The organism is Micromonospora sp. NPDC005254, from assembly GCF_042872525.1.
Lineage (GTDB): Bacteria > Actinomycetota > Actinomycetes > Mycobacteriales > Micromonosporaceae > Micromonospora.
The window spans coordinates 717,588-743,516 of sequence record NZ_JBIAKM010000003.1 but is presented as its reverse complement, the minus strand read 5'-3'; the positions used below and the strand labels follow the sequence as shown (position 1 = coordinate 743,516).

Below are 25,929 nucleotides of genomic sequence, written 5' to 3'. Positions count from 1 at the left end.
GCACCCGACCCTGGGCCGACCCGGTCGCGGCCCATCTGCCGATGAGCGGGGGCGGGTGCGGCGTCCACCATCGACGGCATGACGATGCGCGAGTGGCGGCTACCGGCCGCGTTGATCCTGCTGGGCCTGATACCGATGCTCGCCGGCGCGGGGCGGCTCACCGAGCTGGGCAGCGGACCGGGGGTCACCCCGGCGAACGCGCGCTTCGTCGCCGATCCGCTGCCGGTGGTGCTGCACATCGTCGGCGCAGTGGTGTACACGATCCTCGGCGCGTTCCAGTTCGTACCCCGTCTGCGCCGGCACGGCTGGCACCGCCGGGCCGGACGGGTGCTCGTCCCCTGTGGGCTGACTGTCGCGTTCACCGGCCTGTGGATGGCCGTCGCGTACGATCTGCCGGCCCATGACAACGACGTGCTCGCCGGTATGCGGCTCATATTCGGCTCGGCCATGGCGAGCTCGATCCTGGTCGGTCTCGCCGCCGTGCTCCGCCGGGACATCGCCCGGCACCGCAGGTGGATGGTGCGTGGCTACGCGATCGGCCTCGGTGCCGGCACCCAGGCGTTCACCCACGCGCCGTACCTGCTCGCGACCGGCGAACAGCCCGACGGGAACCTGCGGGCCGGCCTGGTGGTCGCCGGTTGGGTGATCAACCTTGCGGTGGCCGAGTGGTACCTGCGCCGTCCGGCCCGGGTCGTCACCGCGCCGGCCCTCAAGCTGAGCTGAGCCCGCGCGCGTCAGCCGTCGGTGTCCGGCTCAGGCCGCCCCGGATGTCCTCCTCGATCCGCTTCGCGGCGGCCAGCAGCGGCGGGAGCAGCTCTCGACGGATCATCTCGAAGGACCCCCGGCTGGCGTGCGCGGAGACGTTCACCGCGGCGATCACCGACCCGTTCTCGCCGTGGATCGGCGCGGCCACCGAACGCAGCCCCTCCTCCAACTCCTGGTCCACGATGGCGTACCCCTGGGCGGCGATCTTCGTCAGGACGGCGCGCAGCTTGACCGGGTCGGTGACGGTGCGCCGGGTCAGCGGCCGCAGCTGCGCGGCGGCGAGGTAGTCGTCCAGCCACTCGACCGGTTGCGCGGCGAGCAGCACCCGGCCCATCGAGGTGGCGTACGCGGGGAACCGGGTGCCGACGCTGATCCCCACCGTCATGATCCGCTTGGTGGGCACGCGGGCGACGTAGACCACCTCGTCGCCGTCGAGCACCGACACCGAGCAGGACTCACGCACCTGCGCGACCAGCGCCTCCATGTGCCGTTGCGCGACCTCGGGCAGGCTCAGGCTGGACAGGTACGCGTAGCCGAGTTCGAGGATCCGGGCCCGCAGCGAGAAGAGCCGGCCGTCGGTGTGCACGTAGCCCAGCTCGACCAGGGTGAGCAGGAACCGGCGTGCCGCGGCCCGGGTCAGCCCGGTCCGTCTGGCCACCTCGCTGAGCGTGAGCTGCGGATGTTCGCCGTCGAACGCCCGGATCACCGCGAGGCCGCGCTCCAGCGACTGAACGAACTCCGGCGACCTCGTCGCCTCCTCGCTCACGCTCACCCGGCCTCCTGCCGCAGGGTCTCCCGGGCCACCTTGAACGCCCGGTTCGCCGCCGGTACACCAGCGTAGACGCCGACCTGGAGCAGGACCTCCGCCACCTCCTCGGGGCGGAGCCCGTTGCGCAGCGCGGCCCGGACATGCATCGCCAACTCCTCCTCGTGGTGCAGGGTGGCGAGCACGGCGAGGGTGACGCAGCTACGGGTCCGCCGGTCGAGGCCCGGCCGGCTCCACACCTCACCCCAGGCGTAGCGGGTGATGAAGTCCTGGAAGTCGGCGGTGAACTCGTCAGTGCCGGCGATCGCCCGGTCCACGTGCGCGTCACCCAGCACCTGTCGACGTACCGTCATGCCCGCCTCGTGCCGCTCGCGGTCGTTCATCCGTCACCACGTCCCTCGTGGAAGTGTTCCAACAGGAGTCGGCACACCTGCTCGGGTTGCTCGACGTTGGCCAGGTGCGCCGCCGCGTCGACCACGGCCAGCCGGGCCCCCGGGATGCGACCGACGATGTCGCGGGCGTGCTCCACCGGGGTGGCCGGGTCGTCCGCTCCGGCGATGACAAGCGTCGGCGCGGCGACCCGGCCGAGGTCGGGTCGGAGGTCCATCGCGGCTATCGCCTCGCAGCAGGCGGCGTATCCGGCCGGCGACGTCGCGGTGAGCAGGGCGCGGTGGGTGGCGATCACCTCCGGCCGCGCGGCGGCGAAGGCCGGGGTGAACCAGCGGGCCACCACCGCGTCGGCGATCGCCGGCAGGCCCTCGGCCCGTACCGTCGCGGCTCGTTCCCGCCACTGCTCGGGTGGGCCGAGCGACGCCGACGTGCAGAGCAGCGCCAGCCGCCGCAGCCGATCGGGCGCGTACGTGGCGAGCCACATGCCCACCATGCCTCCGAGGGACAACCCCGCGTAGTGGACCCACGGCACGTCGAGGTCGTCAAGCGTCCGCAGCAACTCCCGGCCCAGCAGGTCCAGCGTGTACGGTCCGGGCGGCACCGCCGAGCGGCCGTGGCCCAGGTGGTCGTACCGGATGACCCGGAACCGTTGGGCGAGCGCCGGCACCTGCGGTTCCCACATGGCGGCGGCGGTGCCGAGGGAGCTGCCCAGCAGCAGCACCGGCGCGGCGGCCGGGCCGTCGACGGTGAGGTGCAACCGGGTGGTCATCCGCCCGCTCCCCGGACGGCGGCCAGGGCACTGTCGACGAACCGGCCGGCCGAGCCGAGCCAGCGGTACGGGTCGAGCGCCTCGGCCAGCTCCGTATCGGACAGGTGGGCGCGGACCTCGGGGTCGGCGAGCAGCGCGGCGCGGAACGAGGGTTCGGCGGCGGCGCGGGTCACCAGGTCGTGGGCGACGCGGCGGCCGACTGCGGGTGCCAGGCGCGCGGCAACCGCCTCGGCGAGCAGGAGGCCGTCGGTCGCGTCGAGGTTCTCCCGCATCCGCTCCGGGCGGACCTGGAGCCCGGTCAGCATCCGGGCGCACCGGGCGGTGGCGCCACCGGTCACGTGCAGCAGATCGAGCAGCGGCTCCCACTCGGCGTGCCAGCCGCCCGCGGCCCGCTCGTGCTCCTGCACCGCCGTGGCGAACAGGGTGGCGACGAGACCCGGACCGCGTCGCGCCGCGGCCGTGACGAGGATCGAGTCCACCGGGTTGCGCTTGTGCGGCATGGCCGAGGAGCCACCTCGTCCGGTGCCGCCCTCGGCGACCTCACCCACCTCGTTCTGGGCGAGCAACCCGACGTCGAGCGCGATCTTGCCGGCGGCCACCAGGAGCCCACCGAGGGCGGCGGCCAGATCGAGCCAGGGTTGACGGCGGGTGTGCCAGGGCAGCGGGCTCGGCGGGAGGCCCAGGTGCGCCGCGAACCGCTCGGTGACCTCGGCACCGGCCGGGCCGAACGCGGCCAGGGTGCCGACCGCGCCACCGAGTTGCGCGGGCTGTGCGGCGCGGGCCTGACGCAGTCGGTCCCGCGCCTGGACCAGACCGGTCAACCAGCCCGCGGCCTTGAGTCCGAACGTGCTGGGTGCCGCCTGCTGCCCGAGTGTCCGGGCGACCATCACGGTGTCCCGGTGCGCGTCGGCCAGCCGGGCGGCGGCGTCCACTGCCACGTCGAGCTGAGCCAGCAGCGGCCCGAGCGCCCGCACCGCCACCAGGACCAGCGCGGTGTCCAGCACATCCTGGCTGGTCGCTCCGGAATGCACCCAGGCCCGGGCGTGCTCCGGCACGGCCGCGGTCAGCTCGCCCACGAGCGGGACGACCGGGTTGCCGGTGGCGTCGGCGGCCCGGCCGAGCGCCGCCGGGTCGTACCGCTCGGCGCGGCACTGCTCGGCGATCGCCTCGGCCGCCGGTACGGGCACGATGCCGGCGTCCGCCGCGGCCCGGGCGAGCGCGGCCTCCACGTCGAGCATCGCCTGGAGCACTGCCGGGTCGCTGAGTTCCGCGTCGACGTCCGGGGCGCCGGAGAGGCCGCCGAGCAGACCGTCAGAGGGCGAAGAAGACGGTCTCACGGTCGCCCTGAAGGTGGATGTCGAACCGGAACCCGTCCGGGGCGGGACTGGCCAGCAGGGTGTCACGGCGGTCGGCGTCGACGCTGCGCAGCACGGGGTCGGCGGCGTTCGCCGTCGACTCGTCGGGGAAGTAGAGCCGGGTGACGAGGCGGTGCAGCAGCCCACGCCCGAAGACCGACAGGGTCAGGTGGGGTGCTTCGGTGCCGCCGTCCGGCTCGGGCAGCGCACCCGGCTTGACGGTCAGCAGCCGGTACCACCCCAGCCCGTCGGTCTCGCTTCGCCCGAATCCGCGAAAACCCGCGAGCGCGGACGGCCGGGCACCCCGAGGGTCGTCCGGATGGTCGAACCGGCCCTCCGGGTCGGCCTGCCAGCTCTCCACCATCGCGTCGACCACGGGCGTCCCGGTGCCGTCGACGATCCGACCGCTGATCCAGAACGCGCCCGGCGTGCCCTCGGGCACCACGTACGGGCCGTCGGGCCAGCGCAGACCGATGTGCAGGTACGGCCCGACGGTCTGCGCGGGCATGACGCCCAACTGCTCACTCATCGTCGTCCTCGTCCTCGAAAGGAGTGCTCTCCCGGCCGCGCAGCACGATGTCGAATTCGTACGCCAGCGCCCACTCCGGTGCGGTGCTGGCGTGGTCGTACCGGGCGATCATCCGTTCCCGGGCCTTCGGGTCGCGGACCGAGTTGAAGATCGGGTCCTGGAAGAAGAGCGGGTCGCCCGGGAAGTACATCTGCGTCACCAGCCGCTGGGTGAACGCGCGACCGAAGAGGGAGAAGTGGATGTGCGCCGGCCGCCAGGCGTTGTCGTGGTTACGCCAGGGGTAGGCGCCGGGTTGCACGGTGATGAACCGGTAGCGCCCCTGGTCGTCGGTGAGCGCCCGGCCCACCCCCTCGAAGTGGGGGTCGAGTGGCGCCGGCCAGGTGTCCCGTGCGTCGCGGTACCGACCGGCGGCGTTGGCCTGCCAGATCTCGACAAGCGTGTGGGGTACCGGTCGGCCGTCACCGTCGCGGACCCGCCCGTGCACGATGATCCGCTGTCCCTGCGGCTCGCCGTCGTGCTGGCGGGTCAGGTCGTGGTCGAGCGCACCGAGCCGCCCCTCCCCCAGCAACGGCCCGGTGATCTCGGTCAGCCGCTGCGGCAGGTAGACCAGTGGGTGTCTCGGCGCCCGCGCCACTGTCGACTTGTAGCCGGGGCTGAGCAGGGGTGGGTGGGCGTCGACATCGTCGCGCCGGTACCGCGGTAGCACCAGACCACTGTCGGCCTCGGTGTCCTGAGTGGTCATTGTCGTCTCCCGTCGGACTTCGTCGCCCCCAGCGCCCGCAGCACCGCGAGTTCGCGTGCCGTCGGCGGCGCACCGGTGGCCAGTCCCTCGGCGACGGCGAGGTCCCAGCCGGTGGCCGCCCGCGCCTGCTCCCGGGTCACGCCGGGGTGCAGGTGGGTCAGTGTGAGTTCGCAGGTGACCGGGTCCGGTTCGAGGACGCCGAGGTCGGTGATCACCACTCGGGGGCCTCCGCCCCGCAGACCGAGTCGCTCCCGGTCGCCCGGACCCGTCCCGTACCCGACCGAGGTGACGAAGTCGACCCGTTCGGTGAACGTCCGGAGGTCCTGCCGGACGATCACCACGACCTCGCCGCAGGAGGCGGCGATCTCCGGGGCGCCACCGGCGCCGGGTAGCCGGACCGTCGGGGCGTCGTAGTCGCCGCCGACGACAGTGGTGTTGATGTTGCCGTAGCGGTCGAGCTGCGCGGCGCCGAGGAAGCCCACGTCGATCCGGCCGGGCTGGAGCCAGTAGTTGAACACCTCGGGCACCGAGACGACCGCGTCAGCGGTGTCGGCGAGGATCCCGTCTCCGATGGAGAGCGGAAGCCGGTCCGGCTTCGCGCCGAGGCACCCGGATTCGTAGATGAGCACCAGGTTCGGGGCGTGGGTCGCCCGGGCGAGGTTCGCCGCGGTGCTGGGCAGCCCGATCCCGACGAAGCAGGCGGTGCCGTCGCGTAGTTGCCGTGCGGCGGCGACGGTCATCATCTCGTCCGCGGTCCAGTCCGCCATCGCATTCCCTCGCTCGCCGGGCTGACTCATGCCGCCGCGCCGGCCTTGTGCACGTGCTCGTCCAGCCAGGCCCGGAAGGTGTCGCGGTGCCGGCTGACGGCGTCCCAGTCCCGGTAGAAGTCGTTGTCCCGCACCGAGTAGCCGTGGGCGTAGGAGGGGTGCGCGCCGCCGGGCACCTCGGCCACCGCGGTGACCGCCCAGCCGGGCAGGATCACCTGCCCGGGTACGGGTTCCAACTCGTCCACGATCTCCTCGACGGTGACCAGTGACCGGTGGGCGGCGAGCACCGCCTCCTTCTGCACGCCGGTGATGCCCCACATCTGCACGTTGCCGTTGCGGTCGGCGCGCTGGGCGTGCACCACAGTCACGTCCGGACGCAGGGCGGGGACGGCGGTCAGCGTCTCGCCGGTGAACGGGCAGGTGATGGGCCGGATGTTGGTGGTGTGCTGAGGCAGGTCGGTGCCGGTGTAGCCGCGCAGGACGGCGAACGGCAGCCCGGACGCCCCGGCGACGTACCGGTTGGCCATGCCCGCGTGACTGTGCTCCTCCAGGTCGAGTGGACGTGGCCAGGCGTGCTGCACGGCGTCCCGGAAGCGGTGCAGCGACCCGACGCCCGGGTTGCCACCCCAGGAGAAGACCAGGCGACGGGCGCAGCCCGCCCCGATGAGCTGGTCGTAGATGACGTCGGGGGTCATCCGCACGAGGGTCAGATCCTGCCGTCCCTGGCGGATGATCTCGTGGCCGGCGGCGAACGGAATGAGGTGCGTGAACCCTTCCAGGGCCACCACGTCGCCGTCGCGAACCAGGTGCGCCACGCCGTCGGTCAGCGAGACGAGCTTCGCCATGGGCCTCCCCGCCTCCTGCCCGAACCGTGCTGCCGCCAGCCGTTCGCTATGCGGACTGCCGTACTCATCTCGAACGTACGACGGGGAACGACATCCGTCAACGACAGGCGGGACCGCCGTCCACAGTGCCCGGCAATCACGCCCGGCGATGCGTTGACGCGAGCCGGACCACGTGCCAACGTTCATGGAGAGAACGGCCGTTCGGTAAGCGAACAACTCCGGGCCCTTCGTGAGCGGAAGTCCGCCCGGTCACCCCGGGCCGGCCCACCGGCCCCACGCTCCGAGGAGGACCGCCATGACACTGCTGGACGTCACGACCTGGCAGGGCACCCTGCACAGCGACGGCTGGGTGGAACCGGCCGGCGGCACGGCACCCGTGCGATCCCCCGCCACCGGCGAGGAAATCGGCCAGGTCGGCCTGGCGAACGCCGAGGACGTGACGCGCGCCTGCGCTCGCGCCGCCGCCGCCCAGCGCGCCTGGGCCGCCACCGGCTACGCCGAACGGGCCGCTGTGCTGCGCCGGGCCGGGCAGCTGTTCGAGCAGCACGCCGCCGAGATCGGCGACTGGATCGTGCGGGAGTCCGGGTCCATCCCACCCAAGGCCGGCGTCGAGACCGACACCGCGGCGCAGGAGTGCTACGAGGCGGCGGCGCTGGCCTCGCACCCGCTCGGCGAGATCATCCCGAGCGCGCAACCGCGGCTCAGCCTGGCTCGCCGGTTGCCCGTCGGCGTCGTCGGGGTCATCGCCCCGTTCAACTTCCCGCTCATCCTGGCCACCCGTTCCGTCGCCCCGGCGCTGGCCCTGGGCAACGCCGTGGTGCTCAAGCCCGATCCGCGCACCGCGGTCTGCGGCGGTGTCTCGATCGCCCGGGTCTTCGAGGAGGCCGGCCTGCCCGACGGGCTGCTGCACGTCCTTCCCGGCGGGGTCGAGGTCGGGGAGGCGCTGGTGGCCGACCCAAACGTACGGGTGATCAGCTTCACCGGGTCGACCGCCGCCGGCCGCAAGGTCGGCGAGGCGGCGGCACGCCACCTCAAACGCGCACATCTCGAACTCGGCGGCAACTCGGCGCTGATCGTGCTCGACGACGCCGATCTGGACCTCGCGGTCTCCGCCGGCGCCTGGGGGTCGTTCCTGCACCAGGGCCAGATCTGCATGACCACCGGCCGGCACCTGGTGCACGAGAGTCTGTCCGAGCGGTACGTCGAGCGTCTGGCGGAGAAGGCGAACCATCTGCCGGTCGGCGACCCGGCGAAGGAGCAGGTGGCGCTCGGGCCGATCATCGACGAGCGTCAGCGCGACAAGGTCCACGCACTGGTCACGGCGAGCATCGACGCGGGCGCCCGACTGGCGGCCGGGGGCACGTACGAGGGGCTGTTCTATCGGCCGACGGTGCTCACCGACGTCACCCCCGCGACCCCGGCGTACGCCCAGGAGGTCTTCGGCCCGGTTGCGCCGGTGATCACCTTCGCCGACCAGGACGAGGCCGTGCAGTTGGCCCGGCAGACCGAGTACGGCCTGTCGCTGGGGATCCTCAGCCGTGACGTGATGAGGGCGATGGCCCTCGCCGACCGGATCCCCAGCGGGATCGTGCACATCAACGATCAGACAGTGAGCGACGAGGCGGTGGCGCCGTTCGGTGGGGTGGGGGCGTCCGGCACCGGATCCCGGTTCGGTGGGCCCGCGGCGAACGTCGAGGCGTTCACCGAGACCCAGTGGCTCACCGTGCAGGGCGCCATTCCGCGGTACCCGTTCTGACAGCGGGAGGAGAGGAGCATGCCGGGAATGCGTACCCAGGTCGGCATCGTCGGCGCCGGGCCGGCCGGGCTCATGCTGTCGCACCTGCTGCACCTGCGCGGGATCGAGTCCGTGGTGCTGGAGAGCCGCAGCCGCGACCACGTCGAGCACCGGCTCCGGGCCGGGGTCCTCGAACAGGGCTCGGTCGACCTGCTCTGCCGCAGCGGCGTCGGTGAACGGCTGCGACGGGAGGGGCTGCGCCACGAGGGCATTGAGCTGCGCTTCGCCGGGGAGTCACACCGGGTGCCGATGGCGGATCTGACCGGGCGGGCGATCACCGTCTACGGGCAGCAGGAGGTGGTCAAGGACCTGATCGCCGCCCGACTCGCGGCCGGTGGCTCGATTCTCTTCGAGGCCGACGCGGTACGCCTGGACGGTCTCGACTCGGACTCACCGGTCGTCCACTTTCGGCGGGACGGGCGGGACGAGGAGCTGCACTGCGATTTCGTGGCCGGCTGCGACGGGTTCCACGGGGTGAGCCGCGCTGCGGTGCCCGAGGGGGTGCTGACCACCTATGAGCGGGCGTACCCCTTTGCCTGGTTGGGCGTCCTCGCCGCCGCGGCGCCGGCGGTGGACGAACTCATCTACGCCAACCACGAACGGGGTTTCGCCCTCTACAGCATGCGCTCCCCCGAGATCTCCCGGCTGTATCTACAGGTCGCGCCGGACGAGGACATCGCAGCGTGGCCGGACGAGCGGATCTGGACGGAGCTGCGGGCCCGGTTGGAGACGGTGCCGGGATGGTCGCTCAACGAGGGGCCGATCCTGGAGAAGTCCATCACCCCGATGCGCAGCTTCGTGGTCGAGCCGATGCGCTGGGAGCGGTTGTTCCTGGCCGGGGACGCCGTGCACATCGTCCCACCCACCGGCGCGAAGGGCATGAACCTCGCCCTCGCCGACGTCGCGCTGCTCGGGGACGCGTTCGCCGCGTGGTACGGCGAGGGCCGCACCGATCTGCTGGACGCCTACTCGGCCACGGCGCTACGCCGGGTCTGGCGGGCCCAGCACTTCTCCTGGTGGATGACCTCGATGCTGCACCGGCTGGAGCGCGACGACCCGTACGAGACGAAGCTGCAGACCGCCACGCTGAGGTACGTCGCCACCTCCGAGGCGTACGCCAGGAGCCTGTCCGAGAACTACGTGGGCCTGCCCGAGGTCTGAGCGCGAGCCGGTGCGACGCCTCCACAGCAGAGCGTTGTTCAACTTATTCATGACGGGCGTCAGAAATTATTGACTTTCAATGGCGGGGTGACTGACCATGGCCAACACAGCGGCGTGCGCCCCCACGCAGCGGTAGTTCACCTGCAGATCCGAGGCATCCGCCGACTTCCGACGCACCCACCACCCCCGCCCAGGAAGGGCCTCGTCAATGAAGAAGGTCATGGCTCTCGGGCTGATCGCCGCTACCGCGATCGCCCTCACCGGATGTACCGACTCCGACGCGTCCAACCCGTCCGACCAGACCTCGGGGGGCCTGCGCAAGGTCCGCGTCGCGGCGCTGCCCATCACCGAGACCGCCGCGCTCTGGGGCGGCGTCAAGGCGGGCATCTTCGCCGAACGCGGGCTCCAGGTCGAGGTGCTGCCCGCCCAGGGCGGCGCGCAGGCCATTCCGGCGCTCATGAACGGCGACATCGACTTCGCGATCGGCCAGCCCTTCGGCCCGTTCCGGGCCGACCTGCGGGACCTCGGCGTCGTCATCATCGGCAACTACGCCTCCTCGTACGCCGACGGCGACGACATCAACGCCGTGGTCGCCTCCGCGAAGTCCGGCATCAAGCGGCCGGCCGACCTCGCTGGCAAGCGGGTCTCGGTCAACAGCCTGGGCGCGGCCGGCGACGTGACGATCATGGCGGCGGTCGAGAAGGACGGCGGCGACCCGACGAAGATCAAGTTCGTCGAGGTCGCCTTCCCGGACGCCCCGGCCCAGCTCGAATCCGGCAACATCGACGCCGCCTGGGTGCCGGAGCCCTTCGTCACCCAGCTGAAGGCCCGCGGCGACACCTTCGTCGTCGCGCCCTACCAGGCGGTGGTGCCCGGCCTGACCACGCTCACCACCATCACCACAAAGGAACGCACCGAGAAGGACGCCAAGCTGGTCGAGGATTTCACCGCGGCGATGAAGAAGACGCTGGAGTGGGCCAAGGACCCCGCCAACGAAGCGGCGCTGCGGCAGGCCATCAAGGACAACCTGCAGCTGCCCCCGCCGGTGGCCGAGTCGGTGCGGCTGCCGGCCTTCGGTTGGGAGGTCGACCGGTCGAGCCTGCAGACGCTCGCCGAACTCGCGCAGAAGTACAAGGTTCTCGACAAGCAACCCAACTTCGACCGTCTCATCCAGCAGCAGTAGCCGGCGCGATCCCGCCCTCCCCGACCCTCGGACCGGGGAGGGCCTCGCCGCCCGCCTGACGACGGGAGTGACATGCGCGTGTTCCCCACCCGACGCCTGCGCGCGTTACGCAAGGCGCTGCTGGGCGTCGTCGGCCTGACCGGGTTCCTCGTCGTCTGGCAGCTGATCCCGATGCTGGGCCTGATCAACCCGCTGTACCTGCCGTACGTGACGGACGTGCTGGCGCGGCTGTTCGAGCAGCTCGTCGACCTCGCGTTCTGGCGGCGGCTGGGCAGCACCATGACGTCCTGGGCGATCGGCCTGACGGTGGCGACGGTCGCCGCCCTCGTCCTCGGCACGGTCGTCGGGTTGGTGCCGTTCCTGCGGCGCGCGACCCACACGGTTGTCGAGTTCCTGCGACCGATCCCGTCGGTCGCCCTCATCCCGCTCGCCGTGCTGATGTTCGGCATCCAGCGGCAGGCCGCCCTCGTCATCATCATCTACGCGTCGTTCTGGCAGGTGTTCGTGCAGGTGATCTACGGCGTCGCCGACGTCGACGCGGTGGCTCGCGACACCGCCCGCAGTTTCGGTCTGACCCGGCGGGAGCAGTTGTCGCACCTCGTCCTGCCGACCACCCTGCCGTACCTCATGACGGGCCTGCGCCTCGCCGCCGCGGTGGCGCTCATCCTCGCCATCACCGCGGAGATGGTGATCGGTAACCCCGGCCTCGGGCGCATGATCGAGCTGTCCCGGTCCGCCGGAGACGCCGCCGGCCTGTACGCGCTGGTCGTGGTCACCGGCCTGCTCGGGCTCATGGTGAACATCGTCTTCCGGTTCATCGAGCGTCAGGTGCTGTCGTGGCACCAGTCGGTACGAGGAGAGGAGCCGTTGTGATCGCGTACACCGGGCGGATCGCCACCACGGCACGCAGCCGGACGGTCGGATCCCGGATCGCGACGAGCCTGCTCTACCCGCTGGGGCTGCCGACGCTGCTGCTGGTGCTCTGGGGTCTGGTGGCGACGAGGACGACGAGTCGGTTCTTCCCCGACCCGTTGACGATCGCCGAAGCCTTCCGGGAGACCTGGGTCGGCCCGGCGTTCGTCGAGGACGTACTGCCCAGCCTCGCCCGCCTCGGCCTCGGTGTCGTCGCGTCCATTGTGCTCGGCATTGCCGCCGGCACCGTCATCGGGCTGACCCGCTGGTTGCGCGAACTCCTCGAACCGCTGCTGGAGTTCCTCCGGGCCATCCCGCCACCGGTGCTGATCCCGGTGGTGATGCTCCTGCTCGGGATCACCGACACCATGAAGGTGGTCGTGATCGCCTCCGGCGCGGTCTGGCCGATCCTGCTGAACACGATCGAGGGTGTCCGGGGGACGGACAGCGTCATGACGGAGACCGCGGAATCGTTCCAGGTCACTTGGTGGGAGCGGCTCTGGTTCCTCGTTCTCCCGGCCGCCAGCCCACGGATCATGGCTGGGGTTCGGCAGGCCCTCTCGGTCGCGCTGATCCTGATGGTCATCTCCGAGATGTTCGCCTCCTCCTCCGGCCTCGGCTACCGGATCGCCTACTTCCAGCGCAACTACCTGATCGCCGAGATGTGGAGTGGCATCCTCCTCCTCGGTCTCGTCGGCGTCTTCCTCGCCGTAGCTTTCGGTCTCGTCGAACGGCGTGTTCTGCGCTGGTACCACGGAATCAGGGAGGTCAACCGTGCCTGATCGGAGCACCCTGCTGCGGGTGGAGCACCTGCGGAAGGTCTACGAGTCGGCGACGGGCACCGTCGAGGCGATCGGGGACATCAGCTTCACGATGGACGCCGGTGAGCTCGTCTGCATCGTCGGGCCGTCCGGATGTGGCAAGACCACCCTGCTGAAGTGCCTCGCCGGCCTGCTGCGGCCCACCAGCGGCGTGGTCGAGATGGACGGCTCGCCGGTGACCGGGCCCAGCCCGGCCATGGCCGTCGTGTTTCAGGAGTACGGCCGCAGCCTCTACCCCTGGCTGACGGTGCGCGGGAACGTCGAGCTGCCACTGCGGCACAAGAAGCTCACCCGCGCGGCCCGGAACAAGCTGGTCGTCGACGCTCTTGAGGCGGTGGGCCTCGCGCACGCCGCGCGAAGCCACCCGTGGCAGCTCTCCGGGGGGATGCAACAGCGGGTGGCGATCGCGCGGGCGATCGCCTACCAGCCCGATGTCCTGATCATGGACGAGCCGTTCGCGGCCGTTGACGCGCAGACCCGGGCCGACCTGGAGGACCTGGTGCGTGAGCTGCACGCCAGCCGCACCATCTCGGTTGTCTTCGTCACCCACGACATCGACGAGTCGGTGTATCTCGGTCAGCGGGTTCTAGTATTGTCCACGTCGCCGACCTGGGTCCAGGAGGACCTCGCGATCGACCTGCCGCCGGAGCGCGATCAGATCACGACCCGCGCTCTGCCCCGTTTCACGGAACTGCGGACGCACGTCTACGACCAGATCCAGCGGGCCAAGCGCGGGCAGGCTGTGGCCCCGCGATCCGCGCGGTGATCGGCGGCCAGGCCAACGAGTTCGCCGAAGGGAAGGGCTGTGGGTAGTCGTCAGCCGAAGCAGTTGTTGCTCGCCTTCTTCGGCGAGCACGTCGTCGACGCCGCCACGGGACCCATCCGGGCGAGCGCTCTGATCAACGTGCTGGAAGGCGCGGACGTCGCCGCGCCGGCCACCCGCGCGACCCTCGACCGTCTCGTGCACAGCGGCATCCTCGCCCGCAGCAGGAGCGGCCGGGAGACGCTGTTCTCACTGACCGAGCACGGGGCCGCGGTGTTGCGCGAGGCGACAGACCGCGTTCGCGGCCCGCGGCCGTTCGACCCACAGGGCAGCGGGTGGACCCTGGTCACCTTCTCGATCCCGGAGGGCCAGCGGATGCTGCGGCACCGGCTGCGTTCCACCCTCACCTGGGAGGGCTTCGCGCCGCTGCGGGACGGGCTCTGGCTCGCGCCCGGCGAGGTCGACCTCGCCGGGTCGTTGGAGCGGCTGCGGCAGGACCTCGCGCCCAACACAGTGGTCGCCTTCCACGCCCGTGAACTCGCCGGCTTCCCGATCGGCGAGAGCGTGCGCGCGGCCTGGGACATCGAGGCGATCCGACGTGCGCACCTCGCCTTCATCGAGGTGTGGGACGACCCGTCCGCGCTGGCGATGGCGCCGAGCGCCCTCACCGTACGAACCATGCTCGTGGCGGACTGGCTCGCGCTGCTGCGCGCCGACCCGAGGCTGCCGGCCGAGTTCATGGACGCGGAATGGCCCGCCGCGAGATCGGTGCGGACCTACCGCCGGGTGCACGACAAGCTGGCCGAGGCGTCCGCTGCGGAGTTCGCCGAACTCGTCGCGGCCCGGCCCGCGACTAGGCGCCGAATCGGGTCCGCAGATCGGCCTTCCGCACCTTCCCCGACGCCGTCCGCGGCAGCTCGTCCACGATGACGACGTTCTTCGGGAGCTTGTAGCGCGCGATCCTGCCGTCCAGGCGGGCCCGGACGGTGGCGGTGTCCACGGACGCCCCGTCCCGGACGGTCACAATCGCCCATGGCACCTCCCCCCAACGCTCGTCCGGTACGCCGATGACCGCGGCCGAGGTCACCCCGTCGACCTCGGTGAGCAGCTGCTCGAGTTCGAGCGGGTAGATGTTCTCGCCCCCCGAAATGATCATGTCCTTGAGGCGGCCGGAGATGTAGAGGTAACCGTCGGCGTCCAGGTGGCCGAGGTCGCCGGAGCGGAACCACCCATCGGCCGTGAACGCCTCGGCGGTCGCCTCCGGCAGCCCGTGGTAGCCGGGGAAGACGTTGGGACCGGCCACCTCGATCTCACCGACAGCGCCGGCGGGCAGCACCGCACCGGCCGCATCGGTGATCCGCACGTCGGTGAAGAAGTGCGGCAGACCGACACTGCCCTGCTTGACGCGGGTCATCGTGGGCGGCAGCGCGGTGGCGCCCGGCGCGGCCTCGGTCATTCCGTAACCCTGGGAGAACGACAGGCCCCGCGCCTCGTACGCGTTGAGGATGCGGGCCGGCACCGCCGACCCTCCGCAGGTGAGCTTCGTCAACGTCGACAGGTCGGTCGACGCCCAGGCGGGGTGGTCGGCCAGCAGCTGGTAGGTGGTCGGCACACCGCTGAGCATGGTGACCCCGTGCCGCTCGATCTGGGCGAGCGCGCGGCCCGGCTCGAAGCCCCTCGCGATGACCATCGTGGCGCCCTTGAGGATGACGGGCAGGGCGCCCATCCCGAGCGAGGCGACGTGGAACAGCGGCGAGATCATGAGGGCGACGTCGGTGGAGACGACGTCGTAGTCGACCACACAGTTGAGCGCCACCCAGGTGAGGTTGCCGTGGGTCAGCACCGCACCCTTGGCCCGACCGGTCGTGCCCGAGGTGTAGATGATCGCCGCCGGGTCCTGGTGGACGGTGTCGGCAGGGTCGCCGAACGCGGTGCCGACGGCCCGGGCCAGGTGGTCCAACCCCGGCCGGTCCGCGGTGCCCTCGCCGTTGACGATGACGTACGGGGTCCGGGCGGTCGCCGCGGCGGAGGCCACCGGCACCGCGAAGTCCGGGTCGTGGATCAGCACCCGCGCGGCACAGTCGGCGAGGACATGGGCGATCTCGGGTGCGGCGAGCCGGGTGTTGACCGGCACGAAGACGGCACCGACCTGCGCCGCCCCGAACATCACCTGGAGGAGTTCGGGGCTGTTCTCGCCCAGGTAGGCGACGGGGTCACCCTTGCCGACGCCCCACTCCCGCAGCACCGCCGAGATCCGGTCCACGGCGTCGGCGAACTGGCGGTACGTCATGGGCGACCGGTCGCCGTGGATGATCGCGATCTGGTCCGGGGACTTGAGCCGGCGCTTGGCCAGCCAGGCGCCAATTCCGTGCTGGTGCATCATCAATCTCCTGGGGGTGGAGGTGGTGTGCTCGCCCGGCTCGACGGATGCCCCCGGGCTCAGGCGTAGAAGCGGTACAGCCCGCGCGCGACGACCGCCGGCTTGGTCCCGCCCTCGATCTCGATCGTCTGGTCGACGGCGAGCTGGTAGCCGCCGCGGACCTCGACGACCTCGACGACTGTGGCCCGCATGCGCACCCGAGCCCCGACCACGACCGGCGCGGGGAAGCGCACCTTGTCGAGGCCGTAGTTCACCTTCGTGGTCACGCCCTTGACCTCGAGCAGCTCGGTCCAGAAGGGAACCGCCAGGGAGAGGGTGAGGAAGCCGTGCGCGATCGGCGCGCCGAACGGGCCGGTCATCGCCCGCTCCGGGTCGACGTGGATCCACTGGTGGTCGTCCGTGGCGTCCGCGAACAGGTCCACCTGGTCCTGGGTGACAGTGCGGTACCCGGTGTGGCCGAGGTCGGTGCCGGCGAGGTCGCCGAGCCGCTCGTAGGTGATGGTCGTCGTCATGGCGTTTCCTCTCGTCGTCACCGGGCCAGGCCCAGCAGTCGGGCCGCGTTGTCCTTCAGGATGCCCGGGAGCACGTCCGGCTTGAGATCGGTCGACTGCACGTCGCGAAGCCACCGGTCCGGGGTGAGCATCGGGTAGTCGGTGCCGAAGAGCACCCGGCGCTTCAACAGCGAATTCGCGTAGCGCACCAGCTCGGCCGGGAAGTACTTCGGGCTCCAGCCGGACAGGTCGATCCAGGTGTTGTGCTTGTGCGTGGCCACCGACAACGCCTCGTCCTGCCAGGGCACCGACGGGTGGGCCATGATGATCTGGAGGTCGGGGAAGTCGGCCGCGATCGGGTCGAGCAGGATCGGGTTCGACCGGCCGAGGCGCAGGCCGTAACCGCCCGGCGTACCCGCGCCGATGCCGGTCTGCCCGGTGTGGAAGAGCGCCGGGACGCCGGCCCGCTCCAGCAGGCCCCACAGCGGCGCGTACTCGTCGTGGCTGGGATCGAAGCCCTGCACAGTGGGGTGGAACTTGAAACCGCGGACGCCCTCCTCCCGGATCAACCGGTCGGCGAGTTCGACTGCCGCTCCCCCGGTGCGCGGGTCCACCGAACCGAACGGGATGAGCACGTCGGCGTGCTCGGTCGCCGCGCGGGCGATCTCGACGCTGGACAGTGGCTGGTGCTTCAGTTGGGTACGCGCGTCCACGGTGAAGACGACAGCCGCCATGTGCCGCTCGCGGTAGTACCGCGCCACCGCGTCGACAGCGGGCCGTGGGCCGTCGGTCTTGAAGTACGCCGACGCCGCTGCCACGAGCGGTTCGGGCAGTGAGGTGTGACCGTGGTCGTCGACCTCGATGTGCACGTGCATGTCGATCGCCGTGACGTCATCGAGGTCGATCGCGGGCTGGTACATGGGCCAACCTCCGTCGGGCGGGTCGGTGCGGGCAGGTCTGCTCGGGCCGGTCAGGACGGCGCGGGCTCGAACTCCTCGGGAAGTTTCGGGAAGCGTTCGCCGACACTCTGCGCGGCACCGGCGAACCTCGTCGGCCAAGCCTCCACCAGCGCGTCGTACGTCCAGCCACCCTCGCGGTGCGCGGTCAGCGCCGCCTCCGGGTGGGTCCAGATCTGCAGGCGGTCCCCGCCGACACCGATCACCTGCCCGGTCACCGAGGCCGCCGCGTCGGAACCGAGGAACGCAACCAGCCCGGCCACGTCGTCCGCCGTGCCGAATCCCAGCTCGTGTCGGAAGAACGCGGGCATCGGCTCGCCGTTCGCCTCGGCCCGCACCGCCGCCGCGAAGTAGGGAACGGTGGCGGTCATCGCGGTCGCGGCGACCGGAACGACGGTGTTGGCGGTGATGCCGGCCCGCTTCAGCTCCAGCGCCCAGGTCCGGACCATGCCGACGATGCCCGCCTTGGCGGCCGCGTAGTTGGTCTGGCCGAAGGTGCCCCGCTGCCCGGTGGGCGATCCGACGCAGATGATCCGCCCGCCCTCACCGGCCTGCCGCATGTGCTGCACCGCCTCACGGACTGTGGTGAACGTGCCGCGCAGGTGCACGTTGATGACGGTGTCGAAGTCGTCGTCGCTCATCTTCCACAGCACGCTGTCGCGCAGCACGCCGGCGTTGGTGACGAGGATGTCCAGCCGTCCGAAGTGCTCCACCGCCGTGCTGACGAATTCCTTCGCGGTCTCGGTCGGGCCGACCGGTGCGACCACCGCGACGGCCCGACCGCCGGACGCCTCGATCGTCGCCACGGCGTCGGCGGTGGCCTCGGCGTCGACGTCGTTGACCACGACCGCGGCGCCCCGCCGCGCCAACTCCTGCGCGTAGGCGAGGCCGAGACCCCGCCCGGCCCCGGTGACGATGGCGACTTTGCCGTGCAGAGACATGAGTGCTCCCTTTCGTCGATGCCGGACCTCCGGGTAACACGCGCACCGGAAACGTAATGCAAAATTTGACCGGGCGTCAACGATTTACAGTCTGTCTACATCAGACGGCCGGACGGGTCGAGTTGCTCAGCGCCCGGGAGACCACCCGGCCGGCGGCCTGCACCAGTGGCGCCAACGCCACCGGGTCCGCCCGGTCGTAGGCGACCACCAGCGAGATCGCCGCCACCACACCCTCCGGTACGCGGATCGGCGCGGCCACCGAGAGGGCGTCCATGGTGACCTGACGGTCGCTGACCGCGTACCCGACCCGGCGCACCTCGGCGAGGCAGCGACGCAGCCGCTTCGGGTCGGTGATGGTCAGTTCGGTGTACCGCTCCAGCGGGGCGGCCAGCACCTGCTCCTGGACCTCGGCGGGCGCGTGGGCGAGCAGGACCAGCCCGACGCCTGTCGCGTGCAGCGCGAAGCGACCCCCCACCCGGGTGAGCACGGGTACCGCGTGTCGCCCGGCGATCCGTTCGATGAAGACGAGTTCGAGATCCTGCCGGACGGCGAGCTGGACGTTCTCGTGGGTCACCTCGTACAGGTCCTCCATCACCGGCAGGGCCAGCTCCCGCAGCCCCAGGCCCCTCGGGGCGAGCGAGCCCACCTCCCACAGCCGCAGACCGATCCGGTACCGCCCGTCGTCGCCGCGTTCCAGTGCCCCCCACGCGACTAGCTCCGCGGCCCGCCGGTACACGGTGGGCAGTGGCATCCCGGTGCGACGCGCCAACTCGCTCAGGGTCAACGCCGGGGTCGCCGGGCTGAACGCGTCGAGCAACGCCAGCACCTTGCTCGTCACCGACCGTCCCGGTTCTGCGCGCACCCCGTCATCATCCCCGCCCACGTCGGGCGCTCACAGCTCCAGCACGAGTCGGGGCGTACGGGCCCGGGAGACACAGATCATCATGGTGTCCCCGGCGGCCCGTTCCTCGGCGGTGAGCAGGCTGTCGCGATGCTCGGGCACACCGGCGAGCACCGGCGTCTCGCAGGTGCCGCAGGTGCCCTCCCGACAGGACGAGAGGACCTGCACCCCGGCCTCCTCCACCGCCCGCAGGATCGGTGTGCCCGGCGGCACTGTCACCGTCCGCCCGGAGAGCGCGAGTTCGACCTCGATCGTCGTCTCCGGCGCGCCGGTGTCGCCCCGGGCGGTGAAACGCTCGACGTGCAGGCAGCCGGGTGGCCAGCCGCGGCAGTGCTCCTCGACCGCGGTGATCAGTGGTTCCGGGCCGCAGCAGTAGACGAGCCCGGTGCCGGGCCGGCCCAGCAACCCGGCCAGGTCGAGCAGCCCGGTCTCGTCCTGCGGGTGCAGGCTCACCCGGTCGCCGTACTTCTCCCGCAAGGTGGTGGCGAAGGCCATGGTGGCCCGGCTGCGTCCGCCGTACACCAGCCGCCAGTCGGCGCCCGCGGCGTCGGCTGCGGCGACCATCGGTGCGATGGGGGTGATGCCGATGCCGCCGGCAATGAAGAGATAGCGCCGCGCCGCGACCAGCGGGAAGGTGTTGCGCGGTCCGCTCACCCGGACGGTCGCGCCGACGGTGAGCCGCTCGTGCGCCAGCCGGGAGCCGCCGCGCCCGTTCGGTTCGCGCTGCACCGCGATCCGCAGGACGGCCCGCTCCGCCGGGTCACCGCAGAGGGAGTACTGACGGGCCAGCCCGGCGCTTAACTCCAGGTCGATGTGCGCGCCCGGCGCCCACTCGGGCAGGTCACCGCCGTCCGCGCGACAGAGGCGAATCGCCACCACCTCGGCCGCCACCTGATCGCGGCCGACGACCACCAGCTCGACACCGGTCAGCACGTCCACCGTCACTCGCGCATCGCCAGCCGCCTCGGCGGTCCGGGCACCGGCTCAGCCACACCCTGGTGGCCCTGCGGGTGGCCGAGCAGCCACTCCCACAACTCGACTGGTTCCTCAGTGCGGCGCTCGGCCCCGCAGTGGCAGACTCCGCGCAGGCTGTCGGTGCCCGGCACCCAGTGGATCCGGTAGACCCGGCCCCCGGTGAGGGAGCCTTCCCGGGACCTCACCGCGCCGCTCCCACCGTCCCCGACCCGACCATCCGCGCCAGCAGCCGCCGGGCGGCCAGGCCACCGGTGTCGACGTTGATGCTCAGCTCCTGGTACCTGTCCGGCTCGGTGGCGATCACCTGCTCCAGGATGTTGAGCGCGGTCACGTCCTGCATGACGACTGTGTGATTGCTGTGGTGGAGGTACTCGCTGACCGACTCGTCGTCGATCGCGAAGTCGCGCGCCACCGCCCAGAAGTCATAGGTGGTGTGTTCCGTCGACGGGGTGATGGCGTACACGATCTCGGCGTGGAACGCTTCGCGGTCCTCGCCCTCGGCGGGCGGGTAGACACCCTGCGGCGCGATCCGGCTGTGCAGCAGGTAGAGGCAGGGCGGGTGGTACTCGATGTCCTGCCACCGGGTGATCCGGCCCTGGATGCCTGTGGAGCGCGCGTAGAACGGCGGGCACTCGGCGTCGTCCATGTGCCGACTGACGTAGACGATCCCCCGGTCCTCGTCCACCTCGGTGGTGATCGGGGTGTTCGCCACCTCCGGGGTGCCGATGTAACCGCCGTGCAGATAGGTCTCGTGGGACAGGTCCAGGAGGTTGTCCACCAGCAGGCCGTACCGCGCGTTCAGTGGCGCCATGCCCCGCACCACCGCGTAGCGCGGGTCGGCCAGCCACGGTGCGCGGGGAATCGCAGCCGGGTCGGCCCGGTCCAGGTCGCCGATCCAGACCCAGATGAGCGAGTCCTGTTCCACCACCGGGAACGAGACCACCCGCGCGGTGCGCGGGATGCGCTGTTGACCCGGTACGAAGACGCAGGCGCCGGTCGGATCGTAGGTGAAGCCGTGGTAGCCGCAGACGATCGTGTCGCCGTCGAGCCGGCTCTCGGAGAGCGGGAAGCGTCGGTGTACGCACCGGTCGGCGAGCGCCACCGCCTGCCCGGCACCGGTGCGGTACAGCACCAGCGGCTCACCGAGCACCGTTCGGGCGAGCAGGTTCCGCCCCACCTCGCTGCCGTAGGCGGCCACGTACCACTGGTTACGCGCGAATGCCATGCGACCGGACCTCCATGCCGACGGACGTCGATGGAGCCGGATCGTCCCGTGCGGTGTCCCCGCTGGGGAACCGGAGCTTTCACTGGATGAAAGGCCGGGGCATTCGCACCTGACGGTGTGGCTGCCGTGCCGACCGCACGGCAGCCACACCGGGCCGTCACCTGTTCTGCTCGATGTTCTGGCGGGTGGCCACCAGCAGCGCGTCCCGGGTGTGGGCGCGCGCACCGTGCGTCGGGTGGTGGCCGAGCTTACCGACCAGCGCGGGGTGAGCAGCCGTTTCCAGGCGGGTGCCGAGGCGGTCCGCCATGGCTGGATCTGATCAGATCGGCTCTTTGTAGTTCTGCCGCATGGAGATGCTCACCTCGGCACAGACCGGGTGGCCCGCCGGGCAGGTGGTGCTGGCGAGCGCTGTCTGCGTGATGGTCAGGCCGCCCCGGTCGTACATCCAGCACGCCACTCCCGAACTGTTCAGGCAGGATTCCTCGGGCCTACGCCTCCACTGGGCAGCCGCGATCTGCTTGTCCAGTTCGCGAACCGCCGCGTCCGGACTGGTATTGACCTGGTGGTCACGGTCCCAGTGGAACTTGCCCCGCGATCTGTCCGCCGCCTTGCCGCCCCGGAGTTGCCAGCCTGCCGGAATGGCAATCTCGTCGAGACGGGCCTGCCCGATGGTGAGCAGCTCCTCGGTCGACCGCTTCTCCGGCGGCGGGCCGCCGCACGCTGACACGAGCGTGACGCCCCCCAGAGTCAGGGCCACCAGCAAACGGCCGCTGAACCGCATGGCACACCTCTCTCCGTTGTCGCATCCGGACCGGCCGCCGTAGCCGGCACAGATCACCGCGATTGCCGCTTCCTGTCGGGCCCCGGCAGGGGCCTGCGCGACCAGGCACAGGCCCGCGCCGGTCAATCACTGCGAAGAGAAGCGCGGGCATGCGGGCGGCCACCGCGTTGACCATCGATGGTTTGTGCGGACGACCGAAGATCGTGCGGTGGCCGCGGGCCACACCCTAGACCCGCTGGGTGGCGGGTCATCCTGGACGAGGCGGTGACGCGTGTCGCTGTCCGGTCACCGCTGACCCTGTCGCAGCAGGGCGGTGGAGCTGAGGGCAGCCGGATCCGGGGAGTGCCGGGGATGGAACAGGGAGCAGGCGTAAGTTACCGCCGCTCGGCTCCCTCGGTTGCTGGCGCGGCGGCGTCGAGCCGCGGCGGTGTTCCGCAGGTCGTACGGCCGACCGAGCGGAGTCAACCTGGCGAGGCGCCGGTGCGGGTCGATCGATCCGGCACGAGCCGCTGCTGGGCGTGCGGCCGTATTGCCAGCAGATTGGCCGAGTTCAGCGTGCGAGCTTCGCGCGTACCTGCTCGGCCTTCGGATGCCCGATGGCAACGAGAAGGGTGAGTGCGTCCTGCCACGCCGCTTGCGCAGCGCTCGCGTTCCCTGCGGCAGCCTCGCTGTCGCCGAGATGGTGCAGGGTCTCCGCCTCGTAGTACCGGTCACCAAGGGTCCTGTACACGGCGATGGCCTCCTGGTAGTGGTATGCCGCGTCGGCGTACCGCTTCAGGTGTTGGAGGCTGTACCCGATGCTGTCCAGCGTATGGGCCCGGTACGTGAGGTCGTCGACCTCGTCGAACAGAGCCAAGGCTTGTGAGCAGTGCGTGAGCGAGCTGTCGTAGTCGCCCTGCAGTGCTCGGTACCAACCCAACGCATTGAGCGCCTGCGCCTCGCCCGTGCGGTCGCCTATCTGCCGGTAGAGACCCAGGGCGGTGCTGGCGTGCTGCTCGGCTGCGGGGAAGTCGCGCAGCTGTTCGCTGGCGTATCCCATGGCGCGTTCGGTCCGGGCAAGGCCTTGGATGTCACCGACTTTCCGGAAGCAGTCAACCGCTAGTCGATGGCGGGCCATGGCGTGGTCGTATTCGCCGAGCTGTGTCAGCGCGTTGGCGAGGTTGCGCAGTGCGACACCATGCGCACGCGGGTCGCCCATCGGCTCGGCGGCCTCGACAGCGAGGCGGTAGAGGTCGGCGTACTCGCGCCAGTATCCGCGGCGGTGGAGGAAGGTCGTCATGCTCCACGGTAGGAGGAACGCCGGTCGGTGCCGGCCGCGTGCGGCTGCGAGTCGAGCCGCCGCCGACAGGCTCTCGTGCTCCTGCTCGAACCACTCTGCCGCGCCCTCGGCCGAGTCGAAACTGGGCGGCTGGATCCCATGTTCCGCAGAAGGCGTCGGGAAGGTCTCCCGAAGGGGATCCAGCAGCCGGTCACCATGTAGGGCGGCCTGTAGGTAGTAGTCGATTACTCGGGTGTGGGCGGCGGCTCGTCCGGAGCTGGTCTCGTGCTCCTCGCTCAGATCGTTCGCGTAGGCGCGCAGTAGATCGTGGAGCCGGTAACGACCCGGGCAGTACTCCTCGATCAGGTGTTGATCTGCCAGGTTCCTCATCAACCGGGCGGTGAGGCCAGCTTCGGCGCCGACCAGGCTGGCAGCGGCAGCGACGGTAAAGTCGGGGCCGGGTACCAGACCCAGGTACCGGAACAGCCGCGCGGCGTCCGGGTTGAGGGTTCGGTAGGACCAGGAGAAGACGGTGGGCAGGTCCGACTCCGAGTCGTCGACCTCGAAGTTGCGCAGTACGGGTTCGCCGCCCGTCGCCTCCGCGACGAGTCGGTCCAGTGGTTGGTCCGGCGCGAGCATGATCCTCGCCGCCGCGATGACGAGCGCCAGCGGCAATCCGCCGCACATGGTCAGCAGCGTGGCCGTCGCTTCTGGATACTCGTCCAGCCGCCCGCGGCCGATCCGATCATCGAGCAGTTCCCTGGCCTGCTTCCGGGAGAGGACGTCCAGCTTGAGCGGGACGGCCTTGTCGCGGGCGACGAGCCCGGTGAGCTGGCTTCGGCTGGTGACGATGGTGAAGCACGATGAGCTGCCCGGCAGCAGTGGACGGACCTGCTCGGCGGTTGCGGCGTTGTCCAGCACAAGCAGCAGGCGTCTGCCGGACAGCACACTGCGGTACAGGCTCAGTTGAGCATCGAACCTGGCCGGTATTCTCTCGGCCGGCACGCCGAGCCCGTCCAGCAGCTCACGGACGGCATGGGCAGGCGCGACCGGATGGTCGGCGCTGAAACCACGCAGGTTGAGGTACAGGTGTCCGTCGGTGAACCGTCTTGCGTTCTTGTGCGCCCACCTCAGTGCGAGAGTGGTCTTACCGATGCCCGCAGTGCCGTGCACGGCGGATATGACAGCTACCCCGTTGCCCGCCCTCCTGTGCAGGGCGGTGAGCTGGTCGAGCTCGGCCGTTCGGCCCACGAAAGGGCTGGTGTCCATAGGTAGCTGCCTGGGTGGCACCGTGCCGTCCGGGTCAGGCGTCACCGTTCCCGCCGTGGCGTGCTGGTGTGCCGTCGTCCACGCGTTCTCCCAGGCGCGGTATCGACGCGTACCAGTGCCGACTCCACAGAGATTGACGTACGCGCGGAGCCAGTCCAGGCGCGGCAGCTCACCTCCTTCAACCTTGCTGATCTTCGTACGGGTCAATCGCACATCGCTGAGGCGCGTCTTCGAGTCCATCTCCCGCGTCGTGAGGCCAGCCGTCTCCCTGAGCGACTGCAGCGCCGCGCCGAGCGCGGCCGGTGTCGACACGTCCGCCAGTTCCCGGTCCACTCCGTAAACCTCGCATCCGTCCCAGCGGTGTCTGCGGTTTCTCTGTGGCGTTCCGATGGCAGCCTGTCCTACCAGGCGATCCACCTCGATTATGTCCCGGCCTGTCCCGCAGAGCGCCACCACGCCGAGTGAGCGCGAAGGTGTGGTCAGAACCGGTGGAACTGCGACTGGGAAGCGGCGGGGTGGGACCAGTGGACCTTGAGCGACTTGTGACGTACAGCCCTTGGGTCGCGACCGCCGCTGTGGGTCTACCGGTGCTTGCCAAGACGGTGGTCGCACTGATCGTGACGAAAGGCGTCCCACCCCGCGAGAAGGCGGCGATCCTTCGTGCGGTGGGCGACATGTTCCGGCCATGGCGGCGGGGCGGCGATCCCGGATGAGTACGTTGGTGCCGCGGCTGTCGCACCCTGCCCAGGGCAAATCACGGAACTGCAATAGCTCGGCGCAGGCTGATCGACTGATCATCGCGAAAGGCTTCCCACCTCAGCCACCGCGTACCGGAACCGTCTGACAGCCTGAACTCGGCGGGCGGCCAGCCCAGCCGCCTGGGGCGTGTCCTGCCGATCTTGTAGCGGTTGATCGTTGACGATGTGCCGGTGGTGCGTCGTGGTGAACTGACTGTCGAGGCGTGGGCGGTGATCGCGCCGCTGCTGGCGTACGAAGATCCACCTCGCCGTCGACGGACGCGGCCGGCCGCTGTCGATCCTGCTCACCCCGGCCAGGCCGGCGACAACCCGCAGTTGCTGGCGCTACTGGACGCGATCCGGGTCACGAACCTGGACCCGGACGGCCCCGTAAACGCCCCGACGTGTTGATCGCCGACCAAGCCGGGGATTCAGGGGTGCGCCCATCTCGG

General features: G+C 70.8%; 27 protein-coding genes and 1 pseudogene. 9 read left to right on the top strand and 19 right to left on the bottom strand.

All coding sequences use genetic code 11. The annotated features are described in order from the left end of the window. Positions 1–78 precede the first annotated feature (78 nt). A complete protein-coding gene (locus ACFYPR_RS13050) occupies positions 79–723 on the top strand; it encodes a DUF2306 domain-containing protein (RefSeq protein WP_387259957.1) in 645 nt (214 codons plus the stop codon). Here ACFYPR_RS13050 and ACFYPR_RS13045 read toward each other — a convergent pair. From ACFYPR_RS13045 to ACFYPR_RS13010, 8 genes are read right to left on the bottom strand one after another with little or no spacing between them, the layout of a single operon-like run. Next, positions 710–1,537, bottom strand: a complete 828-nt coding sequence (locus ACFYPR_RS13045) for an IclR family transcriptional regulator (protein ID WP_355066766.1) — start codon at positions 1,535–1,537, stop codon at positions 710–712. The two genes, ACFYPR_RS13050 and ACFYPR_RS13045, sit on opposite strands and share 14 nt — an antisense overlap. After that, on the bottom strand, positions 1,534–1,914 hold the full coding sequence (gene pcaC, locus ACFYPR_RS13040) for a 4-carboxymuconolactone decarboxylase (protein WP_354857516.1): 381 nt from the start codon (positions 1,912–1,914) through the stop codon (positions 1,534–1,536). Before pcaC ends, ACFYPR_RS13045 begins: the two co-directional genes overlap by 4 nt. Then, positions 1,911–2,690: a 3-oxoadipate enol-lactonase gene (gene pcaD / locus ACFYPR_RS13035; RefSeq protein WP_387259954.1), complete on the bottom strand. Its 780-nt coding sequence runs from the start codon at positions 2,688–2,690 to the stop codon at positions 1,911–1,913. The genes pcaC and pcaD overlap by 4 nt, the downstream gene beginning before the upstream one ends. Next, on the bottom strand, positions 2,687–4,027 hold the full coding sequence (pcaB, locus tag ACFYPR_RS13030; RefSeq protein ID WP_354857520.1) for a 3-carboxy-cis,cis-muconate cycloisomerase: 1,341 nt from the start codon (positions 4,025–4,027) through the stop codon (positions 2,687–2,689). The genes pcaD and pcaB overlap by 4 nt, the downstream gene beginning before the upstream one ends. Further along, entirely contained in the window at positions 4,002–4,574 is a 573-nt protein-coding gene (pcaG, locus tag ACFYPR_RS13025; RefSeq protein WP_354857522.1) for a protocatechuate 3,4-dioxygenase subunit alpha, read from the bottom strand. Before pcaG ends, pcaB begins: the two co-directional genes overlap by 26 nt. Continuing rightward, positions 4,567–5,316 carry a protocatechuate 3,4-dioxygenase subunit beta gene (gene pcaH, locus ACFYPR_RS13020; RefSeq protein WP_354857525.1) on the bottom strand — a complete coding sequence of 250 codons (750 nt, stop codon included), beginning with the start codon at positions 5,314–5,316 and terminating at the stop codon, positions 4,567–4,569. Before pcaH ends, pcaG begins: the two co-directional genes overlap by 8 nt. Next, positions 5,313–6,083, bottom strand: a complete 771-nt coding sequence (locus ACFYPR_RS13015; protein WP_354857527.1) for a CoA-transferase — start codon at positions 6,081–6,083, stop codon at positions 5,313–5,315. The genes pcaH and ACFYPR_RS13015 overlap by 4 nt, the downstream gene beginning before the upstream one ends. 26 nt (positions 6,084–6,109) lie before the next feature. Continuing rightward, positions 6,110–6,928, bottom strand: a complete 819-nt coding sequence (locus ACFYPR_RS13010; RefSeq protein ID WP_354857529.1) for a CoA transferase subunit A — start codon at positions 6,926–6,928, stop codon at positions 6,110–6,112. 295 nt (positions 6,929–7,223) lie between these two features. Between ACFYPR_RS13010 and ACFYPR_RS13005 the strand changes: the two genes are divergently transcribed. The 7 genes from ACFYPR_RS13005 (at position 7,224) to ACFYPR_RS12975 (ending at position 14,493) form a co-directional block, all read left to right on the top strand. Then, on the top strand, positions 7,224–8,684 hold the full coding sequence (locus ACFYPR_RS13005) for a benzaldehyde dehydrogenase (RefSeq protein ID WP_355066770.1): 1,461 nt from the start codon (positions 7,224–7,226) through the stop codon (positions 8,682–8,684). Between the two features lie 18 nt (positions 8,685–8,702). Then, positions 8,703–9,884, top strand: a complete 1,182-nt coding sequence (gene pobA, locus ACFYPR_RS13000) for a 4-hydroxybenzoate 3-monooxygenase (protein ID WP_355066771.1) — start codon at positions 8,703–8,705, stop codon at positions 9,882–9,884. 208 nt (positions 9,885–10,092) lie between these two features. After that, positions 10,093–11,067: an ABC transporter substrate-binding protein gene (locus ACFYPR_RS12995; protein WP_355066772.1), complete on the top strand. Its 975-nt coding sequence runs from the start codon at positions 10,093–10,095 to the stop codon at positions 11,065–11,067. A gap of 72 nt (positions 11,068–11,139) precedes the next feature. Further along, positions 11,140–11,940 (top strand): ABC transporter permease, encoded by an 801-nt coding sequence (locus ACFYPR_RS12990; RefSeq protein WP_355066773.1) that lies wholly within the window; start codon positions 11,140–11,142, stop codon positions 11,938–11,940. Next, positions 11,937–12,761, top strand: coding sequence for an ABC transporter permease (locus ACFYPR_RS12985; RefSeq protein WP_355066774.1), 825 nt, complete (start codon positions 11,937–11,939; stop codon positions 12,759–12,761). The genes ACFYPR_RS12990 and ACFYPR_RS12985 overlap by 4 nt, the downstream gene beginning before the upstream one ends. Further along, positions 12,754–13,566, top strand: coding sequence for an ABC transporter ATP-binding protein (locus ACFYPR_RS12980; protein WP_355066775.1), 813 nt, complete (start codon positions 12,754–12,756; stop codon positions 13,564–13,566). Before ACFYPR_RS12985 ends, ACFYPR_RS12980 begins: the two co-directional genes overlap by 8 nt. A gap of 39 nt (positions 13,567–13,605) precedes the next feature. Then, positions 13,606–14,493, top strand: a complete 888-nt coding sequence (locus tag ACFYPR_RS12975; RefSeq protein ID WP_387259948.1) for a PaaX family transcriptional regulator C-terminal domain-containing protein — start codon at positions 13,606–13,608, stop codon at positions 14,491–14,493. Here ACFYPR_RS12975 and ACFYPR_RS12970 read toward each other — a convergent pair. From ACFYPR_RS12970 to ACFYPR_RS12920, 11 genes are all read right to left on the bottom strand, one after another. Beyond that, positions 14,417–15,946: a long-chain fatty acid--CoA ligase gene (locus ACFYPR_RS12970; RefSeq protein ID WP_387259946.1), complete on the bottom strand. Its 1,530-nt coding sequence runs from the start codon at positions 15,944–15,946 to the stop codon at positions 14,417–14,419. The two genes, ACFYPR_RS12975 and ACFYPR_RS12970, sit on opposite strands and share 77 nt — an antisense overlap. Positions 15,947–16,002: 56 nt before the next feature. Further along, complete coding sequence (locus ACFYPR_RS12965) at positions 16,003–16,455, bottom strand: MaoC family dehydratase (RefSeq protein ID WP_363935334.1); 453 nt, start codon at positions 16,453–16,455, stop codon at positions 16,003–16,005. 17 nt (positions 16,456–16,472) lie between these two features. Further along, positions 16,473–17,354 carry an amidohydrolase family protein gene (locus tag ACFYPR_RS12960; protein ID WP_354857551.1) on the bottom strand — a complete coding sequence of 294 codons (882 nt, stop codon included), beginning with the start codon at positions 17,352–17,354 and terminating at the stop codon, positions 16,473–16,475. 50 nt (positions 17,355–17,404) lie between these two features. Further along, entirely contained in the window at positions 17,405–18,331 is a 927-nt protein-coding gene (locus tag ACFYPR_RS12955) for an SDR family oxidoreductase (protein ID WP_387259943.1), read from the bottom strand. Between the two features lie 100 nt (positions 18,332–18,431). After that, complete coding sequence (locus tag ACFYPR_RS12950) at positions 18,432–19,193, bottom strand: IclR family transcriptional regulator (RefSeq protein ID WP_387259941.1); 762 nt, start codon at positions 19,191–19,193, stop codon at positions 18,432–18,434. Positions 19,194–19,223: 30 nt separating this feature from the next. Further along, complete coding sequence (locus tag ACFYPR_RS12945; RefSeq protein WP_387259938.1) at positions 19,224–20,177, bottom strand: PDR/VanB family oxidoreductase; 954 nt, start codon at positions 20,175–20,177, stop codon at positions 19,224–19,226. Then, positions 20,174–20,392 carry a hypothetical protein gene (locus ACFYPR_RS12940; protein WP_354857562.1) on the bottom strand — a complete coding sequence of 73 codons (219 nt, stop codon included), beginning with the start codon at positions 20,390–20,392 and terminating at the stop codon, positions 20,174–20,176. The genes ACFYPR_RS12945 and ACFYPR_RS12940 overlap by 4 nt, the downstream gene beginning before the upstream one ends. Beyond that, positions 20,389–21,432, bottom strand: coding sequence for a Rieske 2Fe-2S domain-containing protein (locus ACFYPR_RS12935; RefSeq protein ID WP_387259935.1), 1,044 nt, complete (start codon positions 21,430–21,432; stop codon positions 20,389–20,391). Before ACFYPR_RS12935 ends, ACFYPR_RS12940 begins: the two co-directional genes overlap by 4 nt. A 157-nt stretch (positions 21,433–21,589) precedes the next feature. Next, complete coding sequence (locus ACFYPR_RS12930) at positions 21,590–21,739, bottom strand: hypothetical protein (protein WP_354857566.1); 150 nt, start codon at positions 21,737–21,739, stop codon at positions 21,590–21,592. 12 nt (positions 21,740–21,751) lie between these two features. Beyond that, the gene (locus ACFYPR_RS12925) at positions 21,752–22,213 is read right to left on the bottom strand and encodes a hypothetical protein (protein WP_354857569.1); all 462 of its coding nucleotides are present in this window, start codon (positions 22,211–22,213) and stop codon (positions 21,752–21,754) included. A 550-nt stretch (positions 22,214–22,763) separates the two neighbouring features. Continuing rightward, a complete protein-coding gene (locus tag ACFYPR_RS12920) occupies positions 22,764–25,073 on the bottom strand; it encodes an ATP-binding protein (protein ID WP_387259932.1) in 2,310 nt (769 codons plus the stop codon). 639 nt (positions 25,074–25,712) lie between these two features. Between ACFYPR_RS12920 and ACFYPR_RS12915 the strand changes: the two are divergent. Beyond that, a pseudogene (locus ACFYPR_RS12915) lies at positions 25,713–25,929 on the top strand (transposase); the annotation flags it as partial.